We start from the raw sequence: 13,784 nt of genomic DNA, 5'->3' as shown, positions 1-13,784 counted from the left end.
GGCGTCTACATCGGAGTCAGCGTCCGCATCGGCATCTGCATCAGAGTCAGCATCAGCATCAGCGTCTGCATCCGCATCAGAATCTGCATCGGCGTCAGCGTCAGCGTCAGCGTCAGCGTCAGAGTCTGCATCGGCATCAGCATCGGCGTCAGAGTCCGCATCAGAATCGGCATCCGCATCAGCATCGGCATCGGCATCGGAGTCAGAATCGGCATCAGCATCGGAGTCAGCGTCGGCATCGGCATCCGCATCGGCGTCAGAATCGGCATCCGCATCTGCGTCCGAGTCCGCATCCGCATCCGCGTCGGAGTCTGCATCGGCATCTGCGTCTGCGTCGGCATCCGCGTCAGAATCAGCATCTGCATCAGAATCGGCATCCGCGTCGGCATCCGCGTCGGCATCAGCGTCGGAATCGGAATCGGCGTCAGCATCCGCGTCGGCGTCCGTATCAGCATCAGAGTCTGCATCAGAGTCCGCATCTGCATCCGCGTCCGCATCAGCATCCGCATCGGCGTCGGTGTCCGCGTCGGCGTCGGCATCCGCATCCGAATCAGCGTCTGCATCGGAGTCAGCGTCAGAATCCGCATCCGAATCAGCGTCTGCATCGGCATCAGCGTCGGAATCGGGATCGGCGTCAGCATCCGCGTCGGCGTCCGTATCAGCATCAGAGTCCGCATCTGCATCCGCGTCCGCATCAGCATCCGCATCGGCGTCGGTGTCCGCGTCGGCGTCGGCATCCGCATCCGAATCAGCGTCTGCATCGGAGTCAGCGTCAGAATCCGCATCCGAATCAGCGTCTGCATCGGCGTCCGCATCGGCATCCGCATCGGCATCGGAGTCGGCGTCGGAATCAGCGTCAGAGTCGGCATCGGAATCTGCATCAGCATCGGCGTCAGAATCAGCGTCGGCATCCGTATCTGCATCTGCATCCGCGTCGGAATCAGCATCGGCGTCGGCGTCAGCGTCCGCATCGGCATCCGCATCGGCATCCGAGTCGGAGTCAGCGTCCGAGTCAGCATCGGAATCCGCATCAGCGTCAGAATCGGCATCGGCGTCCGCATCTGCATCGGAATCTGCATCCGCATCCGCATCTGCGTCAGCATCAGCGTCCGAATCTGCGTCGGCATCTGCATCTGCATCTGCATCTGCATCTGCATCTGCATCGGCGTCGGAATCGGCATCAGAATCCGCATCGGCATCGGCATCTGCATCCGCGTCGGAATCTGCGTCGGCATCAGCATCAGCATCCGCATCTGCGTCTGCGTCGGAGTCAGCGTCCGCGTCGGAATCAGCGTCCGCATCCGCATCAGAATCGGCATCAGCATCAGCATCGGAGTCAGAATCGGCATCTGCATCCGCGTCGGAATCTGCGTCTGCATCGGAATCTGCGTCCGCATCAGCATCCGCGTCCGAGTCAGCATCTGCATCGGAATCGGCATCAGAATCGGCATCCGCGTCTGCATCGGCATCCGCGTCGGAATCGGCGTCTGCATCTGCATCAGCGTCGGAATCTGCGTCAGAGTCCGCGTCAGAATCGGCATCTGCGTCGGAATCCGCGTCGGCATCCGCATCCGCGTCAGCGTCAGAATCTGCATCTGCATCCGCATCAGCGTCAGAATCTGCATCTGCATCCGCATCAGAATCGGCATCAGAATCGGCATCCGCGTCGGCATCGGAGTCTGCATCAGCGTCGGAATCGGCGTCGGCATCGGCATCCGCATCTGCATCGGAGTCAGCGTCCGAATCTGCGTCTGCATCCGAATCAGCATCAGAATCCGCATCAGCGTCCGCGTCGGCATCCGCATCGGCATCGGCGTCGGAATCGGAATCGGAATCCGCGTCAGCGTCCGAATCTGCGTCTGCGTCGGAATCCGCGTCGGCATCCGCATCCGCGTCAGAGTCAGCATCGGCATCGGCATCTGCATCCGCATCAGCGTCAGAATCTGCATCTGCATCCGCATCAGCGTCAGAATCTGCATCTGCATCCGCATCAGAATCGGCATCAGAATCGGCATCCGCGTCGGCATCGGAGTCTGCATCAGCGTCGGAATCGGCGTCGGCATCGGCATCCGCATCTGCATCGGAGTCAGCGTCCGAATCTGCGTCTGCATCCGAATCAGCATCAGAATCCGCATCAGCGTCCGCGTCGGCATCCGCATCGGCATCGGCGTCGGAATCGGAATCGGAATCCGCGTCAGCGTCCGAATCTGCGTCTGCGTCGGAATCTGCATCGGCATCGGCGTCCGCGTCAGAATCGGCATCGGAGTCTGCATCAGAATCGGCATCAGCATCGGAATCCGCATCGGCATCTGCGTCGGAATCCGCATCCGCATCCGCATCCGCATCCGCATCAGCGTCCGCGTCGGCATCTGCATCGGCGTCCGCGTCAGAATCGGCATCTGCGTCGGAATCAGCGTCCGAGTCAGCCTCTGCATCTGCATCTGCATCAGCGTCTGCGTCCGCATCGGAATCTGCATCAGCATCCGCATCGGCATCAGCGTCCGCATCGGCGTCTGCATCTGCGTCAGAATCCGCATCTGCGTCTGCGTCGGCATCCGAGTCGGTGTCCGCATCTGCGTCTGCATCAGCATCAGAATCGGCATCGGAGTCAGCATCGGCATCTGCGTCAGAATCCGCGTCTGCATCGGAGTCAGCATCGGCATCTGCGTCAGAATCCGCGTCTGCGTCGGAGTCAGCATCCGCATCCGCATCCGCATCCGCATCCGCATCCGCATCCGCATCCGCATCCGCATCCGCATCCGCATCCGCATCCGCATCGGCATCTGCATCCGCATCAGAGTCGGCATCTGCATCGGCGTCAGAATCCGCATCGGCATCCGCGTCGGAGTCAGCATCGGCATCAGCGTCGGAGTCAGCGTCCGAATCTGCATCGGCGTCCGAGTCCGCATCGGAATCAGCGTCAGAATCAGCATCTGCATCAGAATCTGCATCCGCGTCAGTATCCGAGTCGGCGTCTGCATCCGCATCAGAATCTGCATCCGCGTCGGAATCTGCGTCCGTGTCTGCATCGGCATCTGCGTCAGAATCGGCATCGGCATCGGCGTCAGAGTCGGCATCGGCATCCGCGTCGGCATCGGCATCGGCATCGGCATCGGCATCCGCGTCGGAATCGGCATCAGAATCCGCATCCGCATCGGAGTCGGCATCGGAGTCTGCGTCGGCATCGGAGTCCGCATCAGCATCCGCGTCCGAGTCAGCATCGGAATCAGCGTCAGAATCCGCATCGGCATCTGCGTCGGAATCCGCATCCGCATCCGCATCAGCATCCGCGTCGGCATCGGCATCGGCGTCAGCATCTGCATCGGCATCAGAATCGGCGTCCGCATCGGAATCGGCGTCAGAATCTGCGTCAGAGTCGGCATCCGCGTCCGCGTCTGCATCGGAGTCAGCGTCCGAATCTGCGTCTGCATCAGAATCTGCGTCGGAGTCGGCATCCGCATCCGCATCCGCGTCGGCATCGGCGTCAGCATCGGCATCAGAATCTGCATCCGCGTCTGCGTCGGAATCCGCATCTGCATCCGCGTCCGCATCGGCATCTGCATCCGCGTCAGAATCAGCATCCGCATCGGCGTCTGCATCAGAATCTGCGTCCGCATCAGCGTCGGAGTCAGCGTCCGAGTCAGCATCGGAATCCGCATCGGAGTCGGCGTCTGAATCAGCATCGGAGTCGGCGTCTGAATCAGCGTCGGAATCGGCGTCAGAGTCGGCATCAGAATCTGCATCGGCGTCTGCATCCGCATCGGAATCCGCGTCCGCATCGGCATCCGCGTCTGCATCGGCATCCGCATCGGCATCTGCATCCGCATCGGCATCCGCATCCGCATCAGCGTCAGAATCAGCATCCGCATTCGCGGCAGCGATTTCGGAGCCTTGTTCGGATGCAGGAAGGCCTAATTCTTCACGCAGGTCGCCATCGGGATTATCAATTCCGGCTGTGGGGTATCCGGCGGTGGGATCGAGGATCTCACCGGTAAGATCGAGGATGACGTGAGTGTGGCTACCGCCTTCCTCGACACCACCCGGCGTGGCGGGTGTGGCGTTGGCATTCGGGCCTGCGGCAGGTGCTTCAAGGGTTTGTGTCGGGTCCTGCCCGGCGGCAATCGCCTGCTGGATGGCTTCAACGTCCGTGGATGGGCTGTCGGATCCCGTGCTTAAAGTCGCGTCGTTGCTATCCCAATGGGTATCACGGCCCAAATCGAGGGTTTTTCCATCGGATAAGGTAATCGAAATGGCACCTTCGGCACCCGTATCAATTTGCTCTCCTTCCAGGATCGTGTCGCCTTCAACCAGTAGATGTCTGCTACCGTCAGGGGAGGTCGCAAAGACTTGTCCTATAACTGTTTTTACGACCCCGACACTCATATAAATTAACCTCTTAAATACGTCAGATCTTTGCCGCTGAATAATCAGAAATGCATTTGTTAAATTAAATGGTCGATGCCCGAATAATTATATTCGGTATCGAAGCCATTATTTCTAAAGCGTTCTTTTAAAGATGGTGATTTTTCTTAAAATAAAATCAATATGATTCCTGAGGAAATGTGATTTTTCCTAAGGGTCATCTTATTTTAAGGCTGGAGATTATTCCTAAGATAAAAGAGAAATGTTATTTAAAAGTTATGTGATTTGTCCTAAAAAAGAGTGTTTATTATAAGTTGATGATTATTCTGAAAGTGAAAAGTAATTCAGAAGATCCCCTCATCTTCATCATCGATTAAACGTTCCAGCCCGCTAAGTGTCAGTCGCGCTTGCGTACGATTAATCAATTTGGTTTGCGCGGCTTGCGGCAGGTCGGTAATACTAATAATTCCTTTACTCATCAATACTTCAATAAGATCCTCCAGCACACGAACCATTTCAAGATCGCTTTGCTGGAGCCGTTTAAGCGTCTCCTGATGCATGGTATGTATACGAATCCACTCGGTGATTTCTTGCGTATCTTCTTCGTGCTGTTCCACCATTCCTGCAAATGGCGTGGATTCCACTCGGGTAATTCGTCCTTCCGCATCGCGTTCAATGTAATGCATGCTTAACTCCTGTTGTAGTTATGGTGTGGCTAGTAACTTATTGTTTCGACAATAAACCGGGCTCGCCGAAGTAACGGCCCATTGCTCCATAGAGACCTATTTTATTGAGTATCGCCAATTCTCCGGATGTTTCCACTCGCTCAGCAATAAGCGGAAGATCGATTTGCCGGGTCGCCCAGTACATCGCTTCAATAAAAATTCTTTTGTCTTCTTCTTTATCAATAAGATGAATATAGGCACCGTCCACTTTTATCCAGGCCAGCCCCCATTGCGGTAAATTACCTATCAAATTGAATCTACCGCCAAAATGCTGAATACCCAGATGGCAACCCACGGCTTTAAGTTTATTAACCACTTCATTGACGCGTTCGGCATGGGGCAATTCATTTTCATCCAGTTCGAGAGTTAAGTGACTGGCCTGATTCGGCGCATTTTTTAACAGCTGTAATATCGCATCCAGTTTTTCGTCATTCGCTACGCTTTCACCACTAATGCTCAGCGCTAAAGGGTAGGGGATATTTGTCATTTCACGCAGTACTTGTTTAAGCATGACTAAATCCATGCGAAAGCTAAGCGAAAATCGATGAATCCAGGGCATGAAATGTCCGGCAGGCGTTAATTCGCCATTATCCTCTTTTATTCGCGCCAGCACTTTATAGTGCAAAATGCGCTGTTGATCGTGACAGGAAAATACCGGCTGCGCGAAAAGGATAAACTTTTCTGCATTCAATACTTTTTCGAGTTTGCTAAGCCACTGATGATGGTTTTCCTCACCGTAACCCGTTGTGGTTATCCACGGATCTGCTGCGAAATGTTTCTCCGTTTCGGCCTGCGCCAGCACCGCCTGTGGCGTGTCACCTGCCCGAAAGGTGACATGCGTGAAATAGGCCACGGGCGAGATATCGCTCATTCCCGTATCGTTAAGCGCTTTCAGCCGCTGGGACAACAAGTTTTCCAGTTCTGCCGGTAGAAACTCGCCGGTCAGGAGCGCAAATTCACTGCCGCGGATGCGGGCGAGAAACCCCTCGTTGTGCAGAAAGCGTTTCAGCAGTTCGCGCAAAATCGTGGCAATGGATTTCAGTAGCTCATCGGCTTTTTCTGCGCCGACGCGCTGATTTAACCCGGTAAGATCCTGCACCCGCAGCAAAATAAGGTTTCCCTCTTTGCTCTCTTCATCGCTCAGCAGTGATTGCAGTTTGATATCAAATGCGCGCCGGTTATTGAGTTCCGTCAGGCTATCGTGATAGGCGGCTGCGCGCAGGGATTCGGTGCGTTCTGCTTGTTCATGAAACAGGGCTTTCAGTTGCGAAACCATCATGTTGCTGGCTTCGACAACGCGCATTAGCTCCGGTGTTTTAGGCACATCGGTGACTTTACGAAACTCACGGTGGCAGATGGAGCGAGCCTGCTCAACAACGTTATTCAAAGGACGCAGGCTGCGGCGCAACATGAACATCGCACACAAAATGCACAGCAAACTGCACAGGCTTAACCACAGGAAACTGGCAACCATGTTGTTCCATAATCGGGCCACCGAAAACATCTGATGGCTGACCACTTCAACACGTGCTGCCTGAATCCAGCCATCCATCACGATGGCATCGCCCACGCCTGGCCGCAGTCTTACCAGATGGGCGAACCAGCGTGGAACATTGGCGCTTTGCGGCGTGCCTTTTCGCTCAATTAACGTCTTCCCACTCTTCACATCAACCAGGCGAATACTGTAGAAATAACCGCTGTCAAAAATGGAATCGACCATCAGCTCAATCACTGCCGGGTCGTCAATATGGCCGGTCAGCGCAACGCCCAGCGCGGTCGCGGCATCCTGGGCGTGCGAATTCAACTGATTGCTGTACTGCTCACGTGAGCTTTCAAGCGTGATAACGTAATTTCCGCATAAAAGAACCAATGTAAACAGACAGATGCCGATCAGCAGCTGCTTATACAATGACATGGCAATCTCCTATTCTTGAATGACAAATCCTTCCGCACGCATTCTTGTGAGAAGATCCTGCCAGCGGGATAACCGCTTACTGTCGCCGACACGTTTATTTCCCCCGGCTCCTGGCAGCCATAACCCCTCGCCGTTAAATGCATAAACCGGCAGAAGATCCGGACGCTGTGTGGCCGGTAAAATCGCGGTATTCAAATTATCCAGCACCAGTGGTATGGCGTCCGGCGTGGCATACCACGTCACCACCATATGCGCCTGGTTCAGTTTTATTGCTTTGACATAGGTGATGCGTAACTGACTGGCGGGTACGCCAATTTCCCGCAATGTGAAATATTTGGCTAACGCATAATCCTCGCAGTCGCCTTCACCTTTACGTAAAAATTCAATCGGTGTTGCCCAGTAGTCTTCCTTTCCCCAGACCAGTTTGTCATCGCGAAAAAGCATGCGTTGATTAAAAAACTGGTTCACACGATTTAACTTTCCTTTAATCGATTCCTGCGGCGGGTTATTCACCAATATTGCCCATTGATCAATTCGTTGCTGAGCTGCGGGCGTCGCTGCGCCATATAACTGGCGCGTGCGGGAATTAATCGCATTGAAATCCCATCCGGCGGCCAATCCACCTGGAGAAAACAGAAACACAAGCAACAACCAGAAGCACACATATCGCTGCCTGCCGTGGCCTGCTCTGGTTGAGTAGGAGCGCTCGTTCATAAGCCACTACTAAGGGGCAGAATTTTGTTCAGTATGATGAGCGGCTTGTTGCTGCCAGTATTTTCGATAGGCGATGTAACCTGAAAGATAGTGTTCGACATCATCAATCCTGACCCGATAGCTGTGGTGGCGAATAAAAAAACTGCCAACGATACGCGATGGATTTTTAAAAAACATCGCCAGTTCCGGCCAAAAAAAACCATTAGCCAGATAACGGGCGCGAGTTTCCAGCGCCAGAGAAAATTTTTCAGGATCGTGTTCTTTTAACAAATGCCGGTGCTCAGATTCCGCCAGGCGGGCAATCATTTTTGCCGCCGCCATCATCAGTTCCAGCAGTGTTGGATAGGTTGTGATCCGGTTCAGTACAAAATCAAGATGGCCATGGACGTTGTCAAGGCCAAACTGGTAATAACGTTCAAGCGGACGATAGAGCGTCAACTCATTCACACAGTAGCTTAACCAGTGATCGTGCGCCTGCCAGTGCCGCTGAGCGATAAAATAGTCCATCGCCCGTTCAACGCAGGACAGCCAGCGCGGCTCGCGGGTAATTCCGTACAGGCGCATCAGCGCAAAAGCGGCTTCGCCATCGTAATAGATAATACGGTGCTCAGCTTTTAGTGATAAATCAGACGCATGCAAGACATGCACAAAAGCGCCGGTGTGCGAATCCTGCATATAACAAATGCCATTCGCCAGCCGGTTCATCTGCGCAAGATAACGATCATCGGCGGTAAGTTCAGTATATTTTGCCATCGCCAGGATACAGACCGCGTTACCGCCCAGCTTGATTTCATTACCGCTATCGATAAGAAAATCCGCGCTGCTGCCATCGGGCAGTTGATAATTTTGAATCAGTTCATCGCTCAGGTATTTCAGGGCGCGTTCGATAGCCCTTCGCTGATCATCGTTGCGACTGACTTCCCAGCCTTCAAGCAAGGCATAGGTCGAACTGGCGTGGCGTAATGTGTTGTAGGTGGGGATCCGGCGGTCAAAACAGGGAAACCAGCCATATTCATACTGGCCGTCAGGTTTTATCTGGTGCGCCAGATAATCGGTGGCCGACAGGATCATCATCTCCAGCTCATCCTGCCACTGTGTTAGCTGACGATACCCTGAGTTTCGTCCCTGAGATTCAATGGGCAGTAGCGTTTTACCGTCGGAAAAAAGCGCTCTGGTCTTGAAGCGCCAGATCGGCCGATCCGCCTCCTGCGGCCAGTCGAATCGCGCGCCAAAACGCCGCCGGGTAAAGTGCGCCAGATTTGCACTATTGGGCGTCGCGACGCCCTGTTTTCCGTCATACAGCAGCGCATTGGCAGCAATTTCCTGTTCCAGAAAGGCATAGTTAAACGCAGGATCGAAACTTAATCCCCAACGAAAATAGTTACGTTTGGTCGCCGCCAGCTTCTGCTGCAATTTCTCCCAACGCAGCTTTTCAACCTGTTCAACGATATCAACGCGCAGCCAGATTATCTCTGCCTCCCGGAGACCACATAACTGTTGCAATGCAGCGGCTCCGTTCTGCCATGCTTCATCGAAACGCTGGCCGCGCCCGCACGCAACTTGTGCACGGCTTTTACCATCGCTGGCGCTGAAAAAAATAACCCAGCCAGGTGAGGGGGAGGAAAGCGTGCTAATATCCAGTTGTTCTGCGGCGGGCTGTATATGTGTAAGTAATTGATGAAGCGACATTTGGCTCCCCGTTAATTTTTAGCGCCAGCAACATCTATTCTTAATAATTTCAGGTTTATACCCTGCAATTGTAGCAGCCTATTGTTCTGGTTCAGGGGACAAATATGCCATTTCAACTGCGTATCGGAATAATCACATTATTTTTTTTATCCATTTCTGTTTATGCAGATATACCCTTGTTATGGAATCAAAAAGCTATTAGCAGTAATTGTCCCATTACGGCTGATGAAGTCTGGGTTAAATATGATGGCGGAGTTGACTGCATCCGCTATTTTGCAGGTGGAAATATGCAAAATGCACCGCTGGTTGTGGTGGTATTTCTGGGCGATCGCGTCCCTTTTATCAAGCGCGATCCTGAAACTATTCCGGCAAATACCGCAACGGCACAACGAAAAATCGCCAAAAAATTCAGTATGCGAACCGGCTTACCGGTCGTTATTGTTGCCAGACCTGGCACTTACGGCTCCAGCGGTAATCACTATAACCGTCGGCAACGCGCTGAATTTCTGGCGTTAAACGCCACGCTGGACCGGCTGCGCCAACAATACAATATCGGGCAGTTTATTTTGGCAGGCCATAGCGGCGGCGCAACTGCGGCCTCAGCATTATTAACGCTCGGGCGTACTGATATTCGCTGCGCGATTTTAACTTCAGGAGCCTGGGATCTTCTTAATCGGGCAGAAGTGCTGCGTAAAGAGCGTGGTGAGCGCAGCGATGCGGGGAAAGATATTACCGGCCTGGCTAATCCTTATGATCCGCTCTATCACGTTGATAATATTCCTCCTGACCCGCAGCGTCAGATTCTGGTCATTGGTAATCTCCAGGATCAAATCACCCCCTTTGAACTTCAGGTTAAATTTGCTCGCGCCTTGCGTGATAAACATCATCGCGTCGCTTTAATTGAATCGCCTGCATATCCCCCTGAATATCATAATCTTAAAGGCAATCAAGAGCTAAAGTATGTCAAACAATGCACATCAGCGCGGATGGCAAAGCGCTGAGCTTGAGCGTTTGCTGGGCAGTAAATGGCACGTACAACCTGGCACAGAGTGGCGGGCAGATAATATTGCGCTGACCATGGTTGATACCAAAAAAAATAACGGTAAATGTTTATTTATCGCGATGGATGAAAAAACCTGGCATGCCGGTTCCGGGAATACGGGTATTTATGCGGGCTGGAAAGATACTCACCAGGTATTAAAAAATAATTATCATCACTTCTGTGGCGCAATTGTTCAGCATTATCTTGCGGAACTCCCTGACTGGTTTCCGCAAATGGTTGTGGAAAATACCTATGATGTATTACCGGTTCTCGCCGATGAAGCACGCCGTCGGATGAATGGCAAAATTATCGCTATCACCGGTACGGTAGGGAAATCATCGACGAAAGATTTATTACATATGTTGCTGGCGGAAGAGGGGTCCACGATTGCGACACAAGGGAACCATAATACCCGAACCGGAACGATGGTAAGCCTTGCTCGCTGTATTACCGATCCGCAATATGTGGTGCTGGAAGTGGCTATTTCCGCATTATGGATGCAGTCTGGCGGCGCGGGGACGCGAATTAAACCCCATCTTGTTATCATCACGGAAATAGGCATGACGCAGGTGGGGCGTAATGTGAAAACATTGCGTGATACCGCACGTTTTAAGACACGGTTATGCAATGCGATTTTACCTGGCGGCTATGCGATATTAAATCGTGATATGGATGAATATGATTTTGTATCTCAGGAGGCTATTCGCTACGGTGCCCGCGTAATCAGTTATGGTTTTCATCCGCAGGCTGATGTTCCTGTCACGAATTATGCAGCGGAAACGGACCACTCAATAATAGAAATTTTATTCAACGGCACGGCAATTAAATATCAACTGAATGTGCCGGGAAAAGGCATGGCGAGAAATTCTATTGCTGCGCTGATTGCCATTCATTTGTCAGGCTGCGATATCAATAAAGCGGCCGGGCGTATTGCAGATTACCGTAATCATAAAAATAAATTACAAACCGGGACAATGACGCTGCCTGGCGGCGGTTCGGTAACGCTCATTGATGACAACTATAACGCTACGCTGACCTCGATGTGCAATGCGTTTGAGGTCGCCTCCCTGTATCGAATGCAGCCTGGGCAACGGCGTGTTGCGGTTCTCGGGCGGCTGGCAACCCTCGGCGAACTGGCTAAAGAGAGCCATATTGCCCTGGCGGAACCTCTGCTGCGGGCCGGTTTTGATCGGGTCTGGCTGCATGGTGAAGAGATGCGGGATTTGATGGCGGCGTTGCCTGCCGAACGGGTCAGCGGTCATTTTACCCAGGTTGACGAGATGGCTGAAAGCGTGATGGCCGGGCTGAAAGCGGGGGACGTCGTTCTGGTTAAAGGCAGCGTCAGCGATTCCGACTTTCATCAGATCGTCAGCCGGATGAAAAATATCAGTCGTCGTGCGGCACCCGCGTTAAAGGCAGGTCAGACGGCGGGTGTGTTGATCAATCTTTCCCGCGGTGAGCAGGTGGTGTCGTGTCATGCTGATGCGGTTTTCGAACCCTTGCATTTAAGTCATCTGTTATTAATTACGCAACTTGCCGCCCGGCAGAACAAAAACAACGGCGCGCTGACCACCCCCATCACCGCGAAAACGGTGCCTGCCGCTATTTTGCAAAAAGGCCCGGCATTGGGGCTGGAAGCGGGGCAAGAGTACAGCGTGAAAGACCTGCTGCAGGCGCTGATCATTCACAACGCCAGAGATGCTGCCGTTAATCTTGCGCACCATCTGGCTGGCGATACGGCGGCGGCGCTTTCACGCGTGCAGGCGCAGGTCAAAGCGCTGGGGATGGCGCAGACGCAAATCAGTAATGTGTCGGGGCGATTGTGGCGGCAACAGCAAACAACGCTGCAGGATATCGCGCGGCTGGTCCGCCATTTTTTCCAACATTTCCCGCACTTTCTGCACTGGTTTGCCGAAAGCGAAATGGTCTCTGGCGAGCGCCTGTACCGTAAGAGCAGCAATATTCAGGCCGCTGGCCGCGCCAGCTACAGCTATAGCTCCGGCGACACGCCGCGCTGGGGATTTGCCATTCATCGCCACGGCGGTGAGCTATGGCTGGCCTGTGCCGCCGGTGCTGATGATGCTTTTCATCTCGACTATTTGTTGGATGAATTGTTAGCGCAGGCGGAAGGCGCGACAACGGCGGTTAATGATCAGCAGGTCATCACCTTCGATAAAAACGACATTACCGTGGCGCTGCTGGGCGACACCTATTGTGGCGAGTGGTACACGCGCCAGCGTCAGCGCCGCGGCATCGATGATGGGCTGCAACGTTACGGTTACGATCACGCGTTTCTCGGCATCGCGCCGTTACTGGCGGGGAGCGACCTGACGATCGCGAACTTTGAAGCGGCGCTAACCGAGAGCGCACAGGGCACGCTGGCGGGGCGTAAACCCTTTTGTCTGACCGGCGATCCGCTCGCGACAACGGCGACCTTAAAAAATCACGGCATTGATGCCGTGTCGCTGGCAAACAATCATGCGATGGATGCGGGGATCGCCGGGTTACGTCGCACACTGGATGCTTTTTCGCAGCAGGGAATATCCACGTTTGGCGCGGGAATGAATGCCGCACAAGCGCATGCACCATTAACGCTGGCGATTAACGGCAGGCGTTTTAAATTTTTCAGCGCTTACTGGTTTCGGCAATACATGGAACAGGATTGCGCTTTCTATGCGCAACCGCGCCGTGCGGGCGTTGCCTGTATCAGTGGAGGATTAACGGAAAAGCTGCGCGAGGAAAAACGTAGCGACGATCCGGCAACGCTGATTGTGCTGGCTCACTGGGGGCAAGATTATCAATGGACACGCCCACAGCAGCGCCTGCTTGCACAGCGGCTGATGGATGCCGGCGCCGATCTGATTATTGGCTCTGGCCCGCATATTCCCGGCGATATCGTGCGCACAGAGCAAGGCTGGGTGCTCTACAGCATTGGTAATGGCGTGTTCAACAGCAACGGAGAGTATCAGTCGCGCGGAATGCCGCCGTACGGTTTTATCGTGCGTTTGTCCTTAGGGGGAACGCAGCCTGCGCTGGAATTACAGCCCATTTTTACCGATAACCAGCAAACATTCTGGCAGCCCCGGCCAGTGAGCGAAACCGAGTTCGAACACCTCATTATGGTTTTGCGCGAGCAGGGAACTACCGTGGTCGATCATCCACAGAAGGAGGGCGCCTGGATTCGGCGCCAAAAAAATGCTCGCCCGGTAATCGTATTACCACTGGATGCCAGATTCACAGGTCATTGATGGCGATCGACCGGGTGTGACCTGGCCGATAACTTTACGTTCACCGAGCTTCGCCTGACGGTACTCGTCGTTGCGGTGCTCGTGACGCG

The 13,784-nt window shown here is 53.7% G+C and carries 7 protein-coding genes; 2 read left to right on the top strand and 5 right to left on the bottom strand.

The genetic code is table 11. The annotated features are described in order from the left end of the window. Window positions 1-5 precede the first annotated feature (5 nt). From AWR26_RS17190 to AWR26_RS17170, 5 genes are all read right to left on the bottom strand, one after another. Window positions 6-3,863, bottom strand: coding sequence for a hypothetical protein (locus AWR26_RS17190; protein WP_206062519.1), 3,858 nt, complete (start codon window positions 3,861-3,863; stop codon window positions 6-8). Window positions 3,864-4,706: 843 nt separating this feature from the next. After that, the gene (locus tag AWR26_RS17185) at window positions 4,707-5,048 is read right to left on the bottom strand and encodes a hypothetical protein (protein ID WP_043954119.1); all 342 of its coding nucleotides are present in this window, start codon (window positions 5,046-5,048) and stop codon (window positions 4,707-4,709) included. Window positions 5,049-5,085: 37 nt separating this feature from the next. After that, complete coding sequence (locus AWR26_RS17180) at window positions 5,086-7,002, bottom strand: bifunctional diguanylate cyclase/phosphodiesterase (protein ID WP_064567635.1); 1,917 nt, start codon at window positions 7,000-7,002, stop codon at window positions 5,086-5,088. A gap of 9 nt (window positions 7,003-7,011) precedes the next feature. Next, on the bottom strand, window positions 7,012-7,716 hold the full coding sequence (lapG, locus tag AWR26_RS17175; RefSeq protein WP_139227858.1) for a cysteine protease LapG: 705 nt from the start codon (window positions 7,714-7,716) through the stop codon (window positions 7,012-7,014). Between the two features lie 9 nt (window positions 7,717-7,725). After that, a complete protein-coding gene (locus AWR26_RS17170) occupies window positions 7,726-9,405 on the bottom strand; it encodes a hypothetical protein (RefSeq protein ID WP_064567631.1) in 1,680 nt (559 codons plus the stop codon). A 104-nt stretch (window positions 9,406-9,509) separates the two neighbouring features. Between AWR26_RS17170 and AWR26_RS17165 the strand changes: the two genes are divergently transcribed. Together AWR26_RS17165 and AWR26_RS17160 are read left to right on the top strand one after the other, a co-directional pair. After that, complete coding sequence (locus tag AWR26_RS17165; RefSeq protein ID WP_244256201.1) at window positions 9,510-10,406, top strand: alpha/beta hydrolase family protein; 897 nt, start codon at window positions 9,510-9,512, stop codon at window positions 10,404-10,406. Then, complete coding sequence (locus tag AWR26_RS17160) at window positions 10,366-13,695, top strand: CapA family protein (protein WP_064567629.1); 3,330 nt, start codon at window positions 10,366-10,368, stop codon at window positions 13,693-13,695. The genes AWR26_RS17165 and AWR26_RS17160 overlap by 41 nt, the downstream gene beginning before the upstream one ends. Window positions 13,696-13,784 lie beyond the last annotated feature (89 nt).

This window comes from Kosakonia oryzae, assembly GCF_001658025.2.
GTDB lineage: Bacteria > Pseudomonadota > Gammaproteobacteria > Enterobacterales > Enterobacteriaceae > Kosakonia > Kosakonia oryzae.
This window is presented reverse-complemented; position numbering and strand designations above follow the sequence as displayed.